A 16,589-nucleotide genomic window follows, 5' to 3' on the forward strand; every position below is an offset into this window, starting at 1 on the left:
AGGTCTGTTTTCACAAAAAAGGAGAATCCGTATGAAAGATCGAAGAAAAAAAAGTATTTGGCGCTTACCTTGTGCGCTGGTACTGATTCTTAGTGCCAGCCTGGTGTTGGCACTTCCGGTCATGGCATCCGATTATGCCGTAGATTATTCTTACAGATTGGATAAGGCAACAGATTATTTATTGCTTGCGCAGAATGCAGATGGCGGTTTACCGGCAGCCTTGAACCAAGATTCGGCTGTGAGTCCGAGTTCCTTTGCCCTGATGGCGCTACGTTCCTATGATGAAGCAGACCACCATGAAGAGAACTTGCTTTTAAGTCGTTATTTGGATAAGTCTCTGTCTAGTGATTTGAAACAAGAAGCTACCTTAGATTTAGCACGTTACCTAGTGGCGGTAGGTTCTTTGGGCACGAAACGAGCACAGGTTATTTCTGAACTGGAGTCTCGCTACCAAAAGGGACATTACGGTGTTACGGGTGAAGAAAAGATGCTTAACGCGCAGGCCTGGAGTATGATGGCGTTAAAATCGCAAGGACGCCTGGTACCCGATGCCGCGGTGGATTGGCTATTAGACCGTCAGAATGCAGACGGTGGTTTTGGATGGATTAGCGGCGGTTCAAGTGACCCGGATTCTACGGGTGTGGCCCTGAGTGCTTTGGGCTTTTGTGGACTTAGGGAATCGTCAGATAAGGAAGTGCAAAATGCCAAAAATTATCTCAAAAAGCAGATCGGCGACAATAGCGGTATGGATCTTAAGAATGTTGGCGAGAATACGGCGAGTGATGCCTGGGCTGCCATGGGTCTTTTAGCGGTTGGTGTGGATGTGCGAACAAGTGCAGACTTCAGCGTGAAAGACCGGGATATGCTAGACCATATGACTACGTTGCAAGACAGCAGAGGTTGGTTCAACTGGCGTGAAGACGATGATGCCAGTACGGTGATGATGACTTCCTATGGTTTACTAGCTATGTCTGGCAAGCCATTCGGTATGAATTTAGGGGATAGAGCTACTAATGAAACGGCACTGTATGTAAATGGAGAAAGCGTAGCAGCAGACGTGGCTCCTCAGTTGATCGACGGCAGGATGATGGTGCCGGTTTCATTTGTGGCTTCAAGTTTGGGAGCCAAGGTTACGTGGGATTCAAAGAGCAAGACCGTATATATGAGCTCTGCAGGGAAAGACCTGAAGCTGGTGGTTGGCCAAGAAATTCCAGGTTTGGGCACGCCCGTCATACGCCAGGCACGGACGCTGGTGCCGGTGCGCTATATAGCGGAGAGCTTTGGCAAACAGGTGAACTACACTAAGGGATATGAGACTAGGGTGACGGTTGAATAGGGACCGGATAACCGTCTAGTAAAGAGAAGAATAGACAGAAGAGTAAACAAAAGAAAACCAGGGGAAGGCAAAGCCCTCCCCTGGTTTTCTTTTGGGTAGAGTACGTTGAATGTTAGGCTAGAAAGGGACGAAAAGACGTTTTTAGGTGCCTTATCTTGCCTAGAGCTTAATTATTATCTTGAATCGTAAAAAGCTTCTGGAAGAGGTTTGACAATCAGCAGATTATGCAATATATTTAAGTGTGATATTATACTTTGATTTAACGGTAGCATTGAGGAGGACTCGATGACGATACAGGATAGAGTATACAGCAATTCCGGTCCCAATCTTTTTGAAATAACCTTCCAAATGATGTGCAAAATTTCCCCAGATGGGGTTATTTGCTCTGCAAATGAGTCCCTACTAGAACAGTTAGGATATCTTCCTATTGAATGCAATAATCGTTCGATTGGGGATTTTGTGATGCCCCAACAGCTGGATTTGATATTGAAATCTGCGAAGCATTTGGCGGAAGGCGAAACGAGCGAAGCACTTCTGGTAGACCTACAAACGTCGGCCGGAGAGGTGATTTCCTGTATGCTGCGTATGCAGTGCTTTGAAGGCGAAATAGTTGCCTTGTTTGTACCGACTAAAAAAGAAGCAGAACATATTGAGCGCTCGATTGACAGTTTCCAACTAATATCTAGAATACTGGAGAAAGATGCCAAGGACTCCAATCAGTTTTATCACTATATCTTACGTGAACTGATGGCAATATATGGATATAAGAGTGGATGCCTGCGGGTGTTTGAACAGGAATCCGACTGCTATACCCAGTTCCAATACTATGGCCAGGAAAAGTGGAATGGCGAAGATTGGTGCGCACTTCGATTTGAAGATAGCATTGATTTATGGAGCTATGTCAAGGAGACAATGTTGCCCCTGACGATACCTTGTTTGGAGGATTTCTTGAAACAAAGAGGACTCGTCGGTGCTAGCGAGTTGCAAGTAAACAATCTACTCCTCCTACCCATCTTGCAAGAAGAAGAGGTGAAAGCCTGTTTGCTGCTTGCGGATTGTGAGTCCCCTATTTCTGAGGAACGCATAGACATTCTTTCTTCCCTACTGGCAACAGTGTGGGATATTGTTGAACAAAAACAGATATCCAGGCGTCTTGCCCGAAAAAACGATGGTATGAAAAAGCTCTATTCTCATTTGGAAGAAGGCGTGGCGACCTACGATTTGATTCTAGATGAGTCGAAAAAAGTGATGGACTACCGTTTCTTGGATGTGAACCGGGCATTTTTTGAGCAAATAGGTTGTGGTAGACAACTATTGTATGGTCGTAAGGGATCCGAATTTTATGGACAGACCCCAGCACCATATTTGCAAGAATTTACTCAAGTGATGCGTACTCGCAGATCACTTCAGTTTGAGCAATTTGATAAAAAGTTAAATAAGAATTTTCATATATCCGTTTTTCCTGTTGGAGATACCCAAGTGGCGACCATCTTCTATGACCGTACTTCACAGAAGAAGTTGCAGGTAGCGATGCAACTGGAAAAAGAACGTTTGGCTGTTGCTCTTAGTTCTATTGGAGATGGAGTAATTTCTGCCGATATCGCGGGTAGAATCGTAGAGATGAATCGGGTAGCGGAATCTCTTACCGGATGGAACCGGGAGCAAGCGATTGGCCGCTTGGTGCCGGAAGTGTACCGCTTGGTAGATGAAAGCAGTAAGGAGCGGGTAGAAGGTCCTGTAAGTAGGGTGCGGCAATCGCTAGAAGTAGAAAAGAGTAGTGAACGTGTAAGGTTGCTAAACAAACGAGGTGTCGAAATGTTTGTTTCTGACAGTGCCTCACCAGTTCGAGATGTTTCCGGTAAGCTTGCGGGCATCGTGTTGGTATTTCGAGATATATCCATGCAGAAGCGCCGCATTAAGGAAATTGAGCATTTGAGTTTCCATGATTCTCTTACCGGCCTATATAACCGTAATTTCTTTGAAAAAGAAATAGATCGATTGAATGCACCCAGACAGTTGCCCTTATCCATTATTATGGGGGACGTGAATGGCCTTAAGTTGACCAATGATATATATGGACACCAAAAAGGGGATGAACTCCTGAAAAGCATTGCGGAGCTGTTGCGCAAGGAATGCCGTCAAGAAGATATCTTAGCTAGATGGGGCGGGGATGAATTCATTCTTTTGCTTCCCCGGACTTCGAAAGAAGCAGCCGAAGAAATCTCAGAGCGCCTAATCCAGAGTGCCCAGAAGCAACGATTTATGAATTTGGGACTGTCAATTTCCATTGGGACTGCCACCAAGGATGAAGAATTCCAGAACATATATGACGTATTGGCTGAAGCAGAGCAGCGCATGTACCATAAGAAGCTACTCGAGAAAAATAGTATGCGCAGTTCCATTATTACTTCTTTGTTGGAAAGCTTGAGTCAAAAATCCCATGAAACCAAGAAGCACTGTGCTCGGCTTGAGTCATTGGCCCATGATATTGGGGTTGAGCTTTGTCTGACCTCCAATGAGGTGAATGATCTGTCCTTGGCTGCTCGCTTGCACGATGTGGGTATGGTAATCGTGGCAGACGATATCTTGCAAAAACCCTCTCGCCTGACAGACCGTGAATGGGAAACCTTGAAGCAGCATTCTGAGGCGGGTTACCGGATTTGCCAATCTGTGCCGGAAGTATCTCATGTGGCTCGTTTCGTATTGGCCCATCATGAGCGAATGGATGGATCTGGCTACCCCTATGGACTACATGGGGAGGAGATACCGCTGTTTTCCAGAATCATTGCGGTAGCAGATACCTATGACGTATTGACCCATGGGCGGAGCTACAGTTCCCCCAAGTCTTCTGAGCTAGCTTTGGAAGAACTGCAAACTCTGCGGGGGTCTATATATGACGCGCAGGTAGTGGATGCCCTTTGCAAGTTGAAGGGAAAGGCAGAAAGAGTTGTGCAGCCAACAGATATATTTAGTGGATATTAAGCGATACAATAAACCGTCTTGTAGTGGCCTGACTGCCCTTGCAAGACGGTTCTTCTGTGCTGAAAGATGACTATCTTTGTTGGCTTAAGCCGCGCGTTTTTTTCTGCGCTTAATTTGAATCGTTACAAACAAGAGCAGGCAAACAGCGAAAAACCCAATGAGCTCTTTCCATTTAAAGTGAATACTAGAGGAAACGATGCAGAAGGTCCCTTCTTGTCCCGACATGGTAAGCAGCAGATACTGGCCATTGGCTGTCGTTTCTCGTATCTGCCATGTTCCTTCTGAATATTCCCATACCTCGGCATCTTTATTTGGATCATACAAAAGCCGGATGGGTACCGTGTCTTCACTGGTAATGTCGCTGCCGGTGATACTCAGATGCAAGGTAGTGACGGAGTCACTACTTATGGTGATGCTCGAAGTATCCTCACTACTAGTAGAAACATGGAGATTTGCTTGGTCTGTGAATTTTCCCTCTGCAAGTGCGAGAGACTTTTGGCTTTTGGCTTCAGTTTCTTCACTTGCAAGTACGGTGACATAGGGTAGGTACTCGGCTATTGCCGTAATATTTCCCGTGACCGTATCTGATTCTAGGTTGGTCCACCGACTATAGTAGCCAGGCTTTTCGGGAATTTCAGGAAGTTTTAGTGAATCTATTTTTGTACCGAAGTCGACACTTATAACCGAGATGGTTTTGGTATCTGCGATAAAGTGGATGCCAAAGGCCAAAAATTCTCTAGGAATATTGTCCAATTTCTGCATCTCTTCAAAGGAAAGCGGCTCGGCCAGCCCGCTATAGCTGATGCTGTCGATGCCAGCAATCCCCTGACTTACATAGTAGTTATTGCGAACAAGGCTGTTGTCTTGTTCGATGTCCCCAGCAATGGCGCCGAGACATTCCTCTCCGGAAAGGATGTTTGTAATACCGTAGCAATCACGTATCTTGGTTCCCCTACCGACGATACCGCCTATATAGCTTTCTCCTTCTAGGCTACACTTGGCGAAACTCTCGCGGATGTGGCCCGTGGAGTAGCCGGCGACTCCCCCGACATAGTCTCCATTTGTGCTGGAAGTGGATGCATAGTTTTCACATCCAATGACAGTACCCAAATCCATGCGCCCTACGATGCCCCCTATGCAGTCCTTCTTGCCGGTTATTTCCCCATGGTTGATGCAATCCGCAAGGACGGACTTGGTTTCATAGGTTGCATTGATTGAGCCAAGGTCTATGACGTCATCTTCTGGATCCAAATCGATTTCAATGGACATGCTGCCAATGATACCGCCTACATTGCGGTCTGCCTCGATGTTGCCGCTATTTTTACTGTTGGCCACCTTGCCGAGTCTGGTACCATTTATGTCTTCGTTCGAGGTGTCTTCAATGTAGTCTGAAATTTCTGCTTGGTCCGTATTATCTGTTAAATCAGTCAGGGCATCGATAACCAGGGTCATGATGACGTTGAATTGGTCATTCACAGCCCGCAGGTCGTTACTCAGTGTTTTGCTTGACGATGATATGGAATCATTTAAATCGGCCATTTCTTTGGAGATTCCCGAAAGAGAAGTATATAGCGCATTGCTGGTATCTCGGTAATCTTCACTTAGGGGACTAAATTCAATGGTCTTTTCAGCGGATAGATCCTCTGTTAAGTCTTTCAGTCCGCCGATGGTGGACCTTGCTTCCTTGGAGGCCCTCGTAATGGTGTCTAGGAGGTCTTGAAACTCGTCTGATATATCCACATAGTTAAGAGCTTTTTGTAAGTTCTCTAGGGCGCTTACATAGTCATCATTGGCCTGCTCTAGATCTAGAAAGGCTTGGTGAAGTAGGTCGTGATCTATGTCTATGAGTGTTTGGTTGGCCAAAATATCGGAAGCCAGGTTGCTGATGGTACTACTCATATCTCCCAAGGCAGTACTCGCCTGCAGGATGGCTTGGGAGATCTCGAGGGCACTTTCTCCTAGGTCTAGCTCTGTCCAACCTTCTGTTTGCTTGAGACTGTCGTTAAGCTCTTCTAGCGTCGTGCTGGCTTTTTGCTGCGCCTCGGCTATTTGTTGCAGAGCACCCATTGTTTCTTCATCTCCAGCAAGCGCAATGACCGCTTCTTGGATGGCCTGGTCTAGTTCTTGGGCATTGCTAGCGTTGAAAGCATCCGATACGCTTTGGGTGGCCTTGCCCAGTGTTGCTAGTGCAGATTTAATTTCTTCATTTGCTGAGGCTAGGTCGTCTGCCGCAAGTTCAATATGGTGCATGGAGGCAGAATCATCGATGTCGTTTGCATAGTCTTCTATCTGTTCCAGGGCCTTGGTTATGGCAGAGGAGGTATCTTCTGCATCTTCAAGAATCTCATCCATCTGGTCTAAGGTGTCAGAAAGGATTGCACTGGCTCGGTTTACCTCACTGATATTGTCATCGACGAAGTCTTGGGTTTTGTTCAGCAAGTCCTGCGACTGGTCTTTGGCTGAATCGGTGTAGGCTGCAACCAAGTCCAACTGTCTCGTAACGGTGTCTGTGCTTGCGTCAGCATCATCCAAGGTGTCGTTCAGTAGCGTATGGAAGACGTTTAACTCGGTTTCCAACTGGTCTAGGGTGTTGTCCGACAGACTCATGATGACGTAAGGCTCCGATTGTCCTACGATACCGCCTACGTCTTTACGACCATAGAGGGTGCCCGTGTTGGTGCAGCCGGAGAGGTAGCCAGCTTGTCTTCCGGCTATTCCGCCTACATTGTAACCCATGTGGGCATATCCCACTGTACCCGTGTTGAGACAGCCTGTGATGATGCCATTTGAATAACCTGCGATGCCGCCTGAGTCGGTATGCATCAGTAAGGAGGTATCGGCATCTTCTTGTGCAGACAGTGTCGTCAGCTTTTCCATCATGGCGCTGGGATCTAGGTCCATATCATCTAGGCTGTGGGTGGCTTCTACGGTGGTGGTGTTGACCTGGCTGTGGCTGGTACACTTGGTCACCGTGCCTAGATTTTTACCGACGATACCGCCGGTAGCCTTTTCGGCGATGACGTTGCTGCTGGTACTACAGCCGCTGATTAGTCCAGTTTCTAGGTTTTTACCGACGATACCACCTACGGACGCCTTGCCACGTACGATGCCATCAAAGGAACAGTTAAGGATGGTGCCCGCATTGCTCCCAATAATGCCCCCTACGATGGACTTGCTGCCATCTGGGGTGACGCTTCCCCGGACATTCAGGTCTTTGATGGTGGCATTCGTCTGGAGGTAGCGGAAGAATCCTTGCTTTGAACCGGCCGTGTCAAGATGGTAACCAGATATGGTATGTCCGTTTCCTTCAAAGCTTCCCCCAAAGGTGGGGATGGATTGAAAATCGCTATTTTCCAGGTTTAGGTCCTGCATGAGGACGATGGTTTTTCCGTTAGACCAAGTGTCTAGCGAACAGTTTTCTGCCAATTTTAGCAAATCCTCTACACTAGAAATCTGGATGTAGTCTGGGTCTGCAGCACTAGCAGGAGCCAAGGGTAGGAAGGTCAAAACCATGGCTAGGAGCAATAGAATACTGGTAAATTTATTGTTTATCTTGTTTGACATCGGGTTGTACCTCCTCTCCAAGGGGTAGTTGATGATCGACTGGGATAGTTGTATCTAGATTTTCCAGGGACCCGGCTTCTACTAAAGCATTGAGGGAACCGTAAACCGTACCGGAAAAGTCTGCATCCACCATACCGGAAACATAGCCTCGTACATGTCCTGTGACCCGCATGCTTCCATAGCGAGTCTGCCTGAGGGGGGCTTTTTTCAAGGTGAAGGCTGTTTTTTCAATCAGCAAGTCTCCGACCAGCAGTATTTGAGGAAGTATCCCCATGACCTGCAAGATGGAGATGATGGTTCCTCGACCTAGGCAGGTTCCAATAGACGCGATGGCAGGATCGGAAGACAAACGTCCGATCAAGAGTCCTGCTGACGCCAGCATGGTACCCGATGTGATGATGGTCGGGAAGCCTTGGTTGAGAGCCTCCACAATGGCCTCCTTGATGGGCATCTCTTTTTTCAACTGCGTATAGCGGTTGGTGATTACGATGGCGTAGTCAATGTTGGCCCCCATCTGGATGGCGCTGACCACCAAATAACTCATGAAAAACAGGTTCTCCTGTTGCAGATATGGTATGGAGAAGTTAAGCCAAATACTGCTTTGAATCACCACAATCAGAAGAACCGGAAGACCGGCCGACTGGAAGGTGAATAGGAGTACCAACATCACGAATACTGCCGATAAGATGCTGATAAGGATGTTATCGTTTTTAAAGGAAGAGGCTAGGTCGGCATCACTAGTGGATTCACCCACTACATAGACGCTATCGTAGTCGTAGTATTCTCCTCCTATTTCGTGGAGCGTGTCTAGAAAAGCGAAGGTTTCCTCACTTTCTTCTGGTAGATTTAGTTTAAGTACAAACCGACTATAGTTTTCTCCTTCTAGTTGTAATCTAGCATCGGTTAGTTTTTCATGGATGTCTTCTAGGTCTTGGTTTAAATCGGCATCTAAGGTTACATAGCCTAATTGAACCTGGTCATAGACAAACATGAAGATATCGATTAGCGGTACGCCATAGGAATCAATCCCACTGACTAGCTTGCCATAGGTTTCATCGTCCACGGCATAGGCAGAATACAAGAGTCGTGCTGCCTCAATATCCAGGTCAGTCAGTTCTGAGAACTGGCGGGGCGTAAGCTTGTCGGTCAGGATGTAGTCGTCCATGGCTTCAATGGAGGAAAGTCCTTGGACCGAATCAATTTGGTCTAGCGCTTCAATTTTTTGCAACAATTGCTTTTCCGTATCGTAGTCTCCGGAAGGTACCATCATGGCGAGGGTATTGGTGGTTCCGAAGGTATCGCTAATCTTTTTCTCAGCAATCTGGGCATCATTTTGTTTTACGGTACTTAAGGTGCTATATCCATAGACATAGGGACATTTATTCGCAAAAATGAAGGATGCGATTACCAGTACGATGAAAACAGGCAACATGACGAAACGAGTCTTTACGGCCATATGTCCCCAGACATTGATGGTCGGCACGAAGTTTTTATGGTGCGTTTTGTCAATGAGCTTGCTAAAAGAAAGTAAGAGTCCGGGCATCAGGGTGAAGACACACAGCAAGCTAAGGACGATGGCCTTCATCAGTACGATTCCCATATCGTAGCCGATTCGAAATTGCATAAAGGTCATGGCTACCAGTCCCATCAGGGTGGTCAAGCTGCTGCCGCATATTTCCGGGATGGCCTTACTAAGTGCAATGATGACTGCTTGTCTAGGTTCTGCTTTTTTTCGCTCTTCCGTGTAGCGGTGGCAAAGAATGATGGCGTAGTCGATGGCAAGGGCCAGCTGCAAGACTACTGCTACCGAATCCGATACAAAGGAAATGGTGCCAAACAGAAAGTTGGTTCCCATATTGAGCAGGGCGGCTATGGCGAAGGTAATAAGGAGTACTGGAATCTCAGCATAGGTATGGGAGGTAAACAAAAGGACTGCCAAAATAATGAAAATGGCGATGCCCATAACGACTTTCATTTCAGCCGCGATGGATTCAGCTCTTGATTCTCCAACAGCGCTATCGATATATAGGTCATAGCCAGATAAGTCTTCCTTGATGCTATTCATAGCGTCAAGACTTACCTGGTCGGTTTCTTCACCGTCGAACACCACACGAAAGAGGGCGGAAGCATCGAGATACTGGTCGTCTTCCTCTTCAAACTCTACCGAGCTTACGCCGGGTGTTTCTTCAATTTGACGGGCGATATCCTCTGCCTGTTCATAGGAGATGTTGTCGACCATGATGTCGGCTGTGCCAAAGGTGGTGAATTCATCTTCCATGATGCTGAGCCCGATTCTGGTTTCTGCATCTTCTGGCAGATAGTCAGTTAAGTCATTGTCTACTGCAACCCAGTTCATGGAAAAAGCACAAAAAATGGCCAAGATACCATATAGGAGGTAAAAGGCTTTGCGTTTGTCTACAATAATGGCAGATACTTTTTCTAGGGCGCTGGTTTTGTTTTCGTAGTTTTTGTTTTTCTTGCTCACGAATCACACCTCTTTCCTGTGATGGCTAGACATCCCTTGGCTGTTTCTGCCATACCGTGAAGTGTGCCTTCTTCTTCTAAAAGGTGGATGTTGCCTGCGATGATTCCCGTAGCGGTTTTTAGGGTGCAAGGAAAGATATAGTTGTTGTGGCTGGCTTTACCACCCGAGAAGGTGGTGGTGAAACCAAGAATACTCAGTTTTCCAGATAAATCATGTTCTTGAATATCTAGGCAAAGAATTCCCTTTTTAGGTCCTAGGGCGCTATGGATGGATATTGCATATGTTGTTTTACGATTTGTTTCCATTGTTATACCTCCGATGGTTTGGATTATAAAACTGTCGCCAGAAAAGCTCCATAGACAATCTACCCCAATTTGTCTAGAAACTAGACAAGTTGGGGTAGATTGTACAGCAGTATCATTTTTTGTATGTTTGTGCTATATTTTTTTAGAAGGGTGAGTAGATAACTTTGGATAAAAAGACACAACAAACTAAGAAATTGCTTGCGGATTCGCTAAAAAGCATCATGGCGATAAAAGCTTTAAATAAAATATCCATACGGGAAATCTGTGAAGAGAGTGGATTCAATCGGCAGACCTTTTATTACCATTTTGAGGATATCTTCGATTTGGTGAAATGGATGTTTCGTAAGGACACGGAGCTCCTCTTGCAGCAAACGGAAAATTTGCTCTTTTGGCAGGAATCCTTGCTGCAGTTGTTTCAATATATTGAAAGCAATCGAGCAGTCTGTCTGTGCGCTCTTGAATCGATGGGGCGGGTCTATTTGAAACAGTTCTTTTCGGATGTTATTTCAAAAGCGGTCTTTGTGATGGGCCATGAATTGCCTGTGGAATCCAAGAAGTATATGGAATTTCTAGCGCAGTATTATACGGTGGCCATGGTTGGATTGTTGGAAAGCTGGGTTCTAGGAGAACTAGAAGAAACCCCAGAACAAGTGGTGGAGTATTTCAGCACCATTGTGAATGACCAGTTCCAGGGCGCTGTTCTTAGAAACCAGGCTGATAGTCTTTCTGGCTGTTTCTAGGGAGTTTCAGATACGTGCCTTGAGTATCTTGTCCTAAGGTTAGAAATTAGAGGTGTGGGGCCGTACGGATCTTGTTTGCTATTGTGAAAGCAAACAGAAAGCCTTGCGTTGCCAGCCTTGTTATTAAAAAAAGGAACAGCCCCGGAATGACGAGTCATTCTAGGGCTGTTCTTTACGTTACTTCATTGTATCGATATTACTTTTCTTTTCATTATCGACTGGACTACTTCAGGCCTAAGCGTTCTCCGTAATGTTCAATTACATACTCTAGGTCTTTGTCTCCGCGGCCGGAAAGGTTGATCAGGATGGAACCTGTTTCCATTTCTTTGGCGAGTTTCATGGCATAGGCGACAGCGTGTGCACTTTCTAGTGCAGGGATGATGCCTTCCATTTTAGATAGGGTGGAAAAAGCATCGATGGCTTCGTCGTCTGTAGCGGACTTGTATTCCACGCGGCCGATATCTCTTAGGTAGGCGTGTTCTGGGCCAACAGAAGGATAGTCTAGACCACTGGCGATGGAATGCACGGGAGCCGGCTCACCTTTGTCGTCTTTTAGCATGATGGAATTGAATCCATGCATTACGCCTTCGGAACCGAAGGTCAAACTAGCAGCGTGTTCGCCGAGTTTTGTTCCTCTGCCCATGGGCTCAACACCGTAAAGTTTAACGGGGTCGTTAAAGAATCCAGACATGATTCCAGCTGCATTGGAACCACCACCTACGCAGGCTACAACAGCATCCGGTAGTTCTCCAGTCATATCTAGGAATTGTTCTCTGGCTTCGATGCCTACGACTGCTTGGAAATCTCTTACCATTACTGGGAAGGGATGAGGGCCTACCACGCTACCGATACAGTAGATGGTATCGGTGAAGTCGCCCATATAGGCTTCAAAGGCTGCGTCTACCGCTTCTTTTAGGGTTTTAAGACCGTGGGAAACGGGAACAACTTTTGCACCGAGCAGTTTCATACGTGCTACGTTTGGTGCTTGTTTGGCGATATCTACTTCACCCATGTAGATGTCGCATTCTAAACCGAAATAGGCAGCGGCTGTGGCAAGAGCAACACCGTGTTGTCCAGCGCCGGTTTCAGCGATAATCTTTTTCTTGCCTAGGTATTTGGCCAAGAGTGCTTCACCCATGCAGTGGTTTAGTTTGTGTGCACCTGTATGGTTCAAATCTTCTCTTTTAAGATAGATCTGGCAATTTCCGATGGAATTTGAAAGTCTTTCACAATGGCTTACTGGTGTTGGACGGCCTTGGAATTCTTTTCGGATTCTTCTTAGTTCGCTAATGAAGCGAGAACTTTTGCAAATCGTCTGGTAGGCAGTTGCGATATTTTCAAATTCTTCTACCAGCTGAGGTGGGATAAAGGCACCACCGTAGGTGCCGAAAAACCCGTCTTTGGTCGGGGTTGTTTTGGTGTAAACAGCAAAATCCACATTTTTTTCTAACATTGCTTGTCTCCTTTATTGGTATTTGGTATTTCATTGTGTTTGGTATCTTGTTTTCATTGAGTCCAGTTATGGTATGAATAATTAAATGATAGTATTACTATAACAGATGATACCACAAAAGCGCGTTTTATGGAGGCACTGCGTGGAAATTTGTTGGCCAATTGGCGTAGGAATTTTTAGGGGGTAGAGAAATCTGACTACTGAAACTCGATCTCAACAGGAGATTGGTTTTCATTAAAATAGCAGCAGTCTCCTTCTGGGTAATGCCAGAAGGACTGTAGTAGGGTTGGCCTAAGGATACCATCTTTTTCTTGGTAGTTTCTCATGGTGGCACTCCAAGGTACCGTTCTACTATTTCCTTTCATGTCGGTGGCAACCCGGTCCTTGCTTGTAAAGGACACGAGGGCGCCGCTTGGGTCAAAGGTGAAAATTCCTTCCGCAGAGATGCCGTAGTAGGAGATGCTTGCTTTTGCATGGGTATCGTCGATTTCTTCCCAAGATATGTAGTCTTGTAAAGCGACATGGGGGACAAGAAGACATTCTGCCAGTATGGTGACTAGGCATGCTCTGTCCATATCTTTTCCGCCTTGGTCAAACAGGGTGATTTGTTTTGCAAGGATGCCTTTCATGCTTCCAATACCGTTTTCAAAGGCGTCATACCCTTCGAAGGGTATGCCATATAGGCTAGAGGAGATGTAGGCAAAGCGTTCAGGCTTTGCAACAAGATTGTATTGGGTATAGTCAATCTGGATGGTCTTTTTTTCCGATATTACAAAATCCACACCGTGAAAGTTGGCTGTCATGGAAGACATCTTGGGTGTTCCGAGAAAGCCACAGTATCTGAAATATCTTTGTAGGGCAATAGGCAGTTCTTGGATATCCCTTTCGGTGAAGCGTGCTGGCTCTAGTGTTGCCGCTTCTTTTTTTTGTTCAACCTTCTTGTGAAAGGCAGAGGCGGTTTTGGAATAGGGGAGTTTGAAAAAGACTATGATTATGACGATACATACTAGTGGAATCAAGATGGGTAACCTTCCTTTCTTTGAATCTACTTGTCCCTTAAAATCGGTTTTTTATCAACTAGGATCGTTTGTAGCTTGAGCTAGGATGTTAGAAGTGTCCTTGGCCACTGTGCGCCGGGGAGTGCGGGCGTGCTTGTCTTTGGTGTAATTATAATAAAAACGCCTGTCCAAGTATAGGATAGGCGTTTTTATGGCGGAGTGGGTGGGATTCGAACCCACGGGCCGGCTCACACCGACCAAACGATTTCGAGTCGCTCTCGTTATGACCACTTCGATACCACTCCGGGTATGCTACTTTTAAGCTTGGTCTAGGCTATTTATACCAGTATGCAGGGGCTGTGTCAAGATGACGAGTCTTTTTATATGTCGCTTCAAGGTGAAAAATCTGTATTTCGGTCGATAGATTGGGTACAATAGCCATAGAGACTATGCAAGGCGGTTATCTACGCTGGAAAGAAGGGGTGTTTTCATGAGTTATGAGAGTCGTTTTAAAGATCCTATGATCGATGAATTATTTCAGGCTATTCTTGCCTTGGAAAGTGAGGAAGACTGCTATCGATTTTTTGAGGATCTTTGTACAGTGAGTGAATTGCATTCCATGGCCCAGCGCTTGGTGGTAGCCAGGCTTTTGGATGAGGATGTTACCTATTCGCAGATTGAGGAGAAAACGGGTGCCAGTTCGGCCACGATTTCTCGCGTCAAGAAGTGTTTGCAGTATGGGGCGGATGGGTATCATTTGGTATTGGATAAGGGCTTTAAAAAGTAGTGGTTGACAGGGTATTTTCCCTGTGGTAATATCTCTTTAATGATTTAGTGCTTTAGCGAGCTAAAGTAGAGAAAGAGGTTGGATATGAAGAATAAATGGAACATACCACCAGGTATGAAGGATGTGCTTCCGGGAGAAGCCAGAAAACGGAGAAGATTAATCAATGAATTGATGGATAATTTTACTTCCTATGGGTATGAGGAGGTAGGGACCTCGAGTCTGGAATACTATGATGTCGTTGAACGAGATGGAATGGATTCTTCAGAGGTTTTTAAGCTGATTGACCGAGAAGGACAGATTCTTGCCCTGAGACCAGATGTGACGACACCGATTGCCCGGATGGTGGCTTCTAGACTGCGAGACAGAAGGCTTCCTTTCCGTTTATCCTATACCGGATCTACATTCCGCTATGAGGCGGTTCAAGTAGGACGCCAGCGCGAGTTTACCCAGGTGGGTGTGGAATTGATTGGTTCCGATGACTTGATGGCAGATCTGGAAATACTTCTTTTGGCCATGGAGTCGGTTGAGAAGACGGGGATTAAAGAGTTTAAGATTGGGATTGGTGAGATTAATATTACCCAAGGTTTCCTAAGGGAGATGCTTCCCGATGAGGATTTGGTTGTAGAGGCAAGGGTGTTGGTAATCCAAAAGAACTTTGTGGGTCTTGAGGCCTTGCTGAAAAAGCATGCTGACCCCCAAAAGGCCCGCGTCTTTATGCAACTGGTCCGAAAAAATGGCGGCGAGGAAATCTTGGATGAAATTAAGGGCTATAGCGATGGGATAGAGTACCAGGCGGCCATTGCTGGGCTCAAGGAATTGGCTAAGGTTGTGCGTGAGTATGGCTATGGCGATAAGTTCTTTTTTGACTTTAGTATTTTACGAAGCTTTTCCTATTATACAGGAATCGTATTTGAAGGGTATGCGGAGGGCATCGGTCACCCCATTTGTGGCGGGGGACGCTACGATGGCCTCTTGGGCATGTTTGGCTTTGAAGCCCCGGCAGTAGGATTTGCGATGGGCGTAGAGCGGGTCATGATTGCTAGGGAAGAAGTGGAAGAAAAAGATAAAAAGGATGTCCTGATTCTGGGCGATGATTATGCCCAGATTGTGAAAAAAGCAAGAGAGCTAAGAGACGAGGGCATGCGGGTCGAGATTGATTTGACTAGTGCTGACCTCGCGGAGGCTGCTGCCTATATGGAAGAAAAAGGGATTGAGCGTCTCTTTGTGATGGAGAATGATGACGATGGAGAATAGACTGACCATAGCCCTTCCCAAGGGAAGATTGGGAAATGAAGTATTGGAATTTATGAAGCAATCTGGTCTTCCAACAGAGGGAGTAGATCCCAATGCCCGTACCTTGATGTTTGATTTTGCCCAAGAAGGTGTGACCTATCTAATTTGTAAACCGACGGATGTGCCTACTTTTGTAGAGTATGGTGTGGCCGATATCGGGGTGGTCGGGAAGGACACGCTAGAGGAATCTGGGGCAGATGTGTTTGAACTGGCGGACTTGGGATTCGGTTATTGTCGTTTTGCGGTGGCAGTGACGGAAGAATTAAGAGACAAGTGTAGTGTTGATGGCAAGTTTCCCCTGACCGATTTTACCCAACACCGGGTGGCGACCAAGTTTACCCATGTTGCAGACCGCTATTTTAAGTCTTTGGGTATGCAGATGGAGATCATCAAGTTGCACGGCAATGTGGAATTGGCAGCACGGATTGGATTGTCGGATATGATTGTGGATATTGTATCTACAGGGACTACGCTTCGTGAGAACGGCTTGGTGGAAGTAGCGCAGATTTTTCCCGCCACGGCGAGACTCGTTGCCAATCGGGTGAGCTATCGCATGAAAAATGAAAAGATTGTGGCGGTAGTGGACCGCATGAAAAGCTTGTTGGCAGATAATCCAGAAACAGAGAAATAGGAAGTAAGGAGAAAG

11 protein-coding genes and 1 tRNA gene are annotated in these 16,589 nt (G+C 46.2%); 7 read left to right on the top strand and 5 right to left on the bottom strand.

Going from position 1 to position 16,589, the window contains the following annotated elements; genetic code table 11:
• The first annotated feature begins 31 nt into the window (after positions 1–31).
• From JR334_10935 to JR334_10945, 3 genes are all read left to right on the top strand, one after another.
• Positions 32–1,336, top strand: coding sequence for a hypothetical protein (locus tag JR334_10935; GenBank protein QRN85447.1), 1,305 nt, complete (start codon positions 32–34; stop codon positions 1,334–1,336).
• Positions 1,337–1,621: 285 nt separating this feature from the next.
• On the top strand, positions 1,622–4,318 hold the full coding sequence (locus tag JR334_10940; GenBank protein QRN85448.1) for a diguanylate cyclase: 2,697 nt from the start codon (positions 1,622–1,624) through the stop codon (positions 4,316–4,318).
• Positions 4,319–6,148: 1,830 nt separating this feature from the next.
• Positions 6,149–6,280, top strand: a complete 132-nt coding sequence (locus JR334_10945) for a hypothetical protein (GenBank protein ID QRN86923.1) — start codon at positions 6,149–6,151, stop codon at positions 6,278–6,280.
• Between the two features lie 1,579 nt (positions 6,281–7,859).
• On the opposite strand, the gene JR334_10950 is transcribed toward JR334_10945, so the two are convergent.
• Together JR334_10950 and JR334_10955 are read right to left on the bottom strand one after the other, a co-directional pair.
• Positions 7,860–10,367: an MMPL family transporter gene (locus JR334_10950; protein QRN85449.1), complete on the bottom strand. Its 2,508-nt coding sequence runs from the start codon at positions 10,365–10,367 to the stop codon at positions 7,860–7,862.
• On the bottom strand, positions 10,364–10,672 hold the full coding sequence (locus JR334_10955; protein ID QRN85450.1) for a hypothetical protein: 309 nt from the start codon (positions 10,670–10,672) through the stop codon (positions 10,364–10,366). The genes JR334_10950 and JR334_10955 overlap by 4 nt, the downstream gene beginning before the upstream one ends.
• Positions 10,673–10,836: 164 nt before the next feature.
• On the opposite strand from JR334_10955, the gene JR334_10960 reads away from it, so the two are divergent.
• Positions 10,837–11,412: a TetR/AcrR family transcriptional regulator gene (locus JR334_10960; GenBank protein QRN85451.1), complete on the top strand. Its 576-nt coding sequence runs from the start codon at positions 10,837–10,839 to the stop codon at positions 11,410–11,412.
• A 223-nt stretch (positions 11,413–11,635) separates the two neighbouring features.
• Here the strand turns inward: JR334_10960 and trpB are convergent, their stop codons facing one another.
• From trpB to JR334_10975, 3 genes are all read right to left on the bottom strand, one after another.
• The gene (gene trpB / locus JR334_10965) at positions 11,636–12,865 is read right to left on the bottom strand and encodes a tryptophan synthase subunit beta (protein ID QRN85452.1); all 1,230 of its coding nucleotides are present in this window, start codon (positions 12,863–12,865) and stop codon (positions 11,636–11,638) included.
• 197 nt (positions 12,866–13,062) lie between these two features.
• The gene (locus JR334_10970; protein QRN86924.1) at positions 13,063–13,887 is read right to left on the bottom strand and encodes a hypothetical protein; all 825 of its coding nucleotides are present in this window, start codon (positions 13,885–13,887) and stop codon (positions 13,063–13,065) included.
• A gap of 188 nt (positions 13,888–14,075) precedes the next feature.
• A tRNA-Ser gene (locus tag JR334_10975) sits at positions 14,076–14,168 on the bottom strand.
• 185 nt (positions 14,169–14,353) lie between these two features.
• Between JR334_10975 and JR334_10980 the strand changes: the two genes are divergently transcribed.
• From JR334_10980 to JR334_10990, 3 genes are all read left to right on the top strand, one after another.
• Entirely contained in the window at positions 14,354–14,650 is a 297-nt protein-coding gene (locus JR334_10980; protein ID QRN85453.1) for a hypothetical protein, read from the top strand.
• Between the two features lie 84 nt (positions 14,651–14,734).
• A complete protein-coding gene (hisZ, locus tag JR334_10985) occupies positions 14,735–15,904 on the top strand; it encodes an ATP phosphoribosyltransferase regulatory subunit (GenBank protein ID QRN85454.1) in 1,170 nt (389 codons plus the stop codon).
• Positions 15,894–16,574 carry an ATP phosphoribosyltransferase gene (locus tag JR334_10990; GenBank protein ID QRN85455.1) on the top strand — a complete coding sequence of 227 codons (681 nt, stop codon included), beginning with the start codon at positions 15,894–15,896 and terminating at the stop codon, positions 16,572–16,574. Before hisZ ends, JR334_10990 begins: the two co-directional genes overlap by 11 nt.
• Positions 16,575–16,589: the final 15 nt, after the last annotated feature.

Source organism: Clostridia bacterium (assembly GCA_016887505.1).
In the GTDB taxonomy this organism is placed as follows: domain Bacteria; phylum Bacillota; class TC1; order TC1; family UBA5767; genus UBA5767.

Bases quoted from the DNA above. Each gene is read 5' to 3' on its own strand.
- JR334_10980 (QRN85453.1), top strand. From the start codon at position 14,354: ATGAGTTATGAGAGTCGTTTTAAAGATCCTATGATCGATGAATTATTT.
- trpB (QRN85452.1), bottom strand. From the start codon at position 12,865: ATGTTAGAAAAAAATGTGGATTTTGCTGTTTACACCAAAACAACCCCG.
- hisZ (QRN85454.1), top strand. From the start codon at position 14,735: ATGAAGAATAAATGGAACATACCACCAGGTATGAAGGATGTGCTTCCG.
- JR334_10955 (QRN85450.1), bottom strand. From the start codon at position 10,672: ATGGAAACAAATCGTAAAACAACATATGCAATATCCATCCATAGCGCC.
- JR334_10935 (QRN85447.1), top strand. From the start codon at position 32: ATGAAAGATCGAAGAAAAAAAAGTATTTGGCGCTTACCTTGTGCGCTG.
- JR334_10990 (QRN85455.1), top strand. From the start codon at position 15,894: ATGGAGAATAGACTGACCATAGCCCTTCCCAAGGGAAGATTGGGAAAT.
- JR334_10940 (QRN85448.1), top strand. From the start codon at position 1,622: ATGACGATACAGGATAGAGTATACAGCAATTCCGGTCCCAATCTTTTT.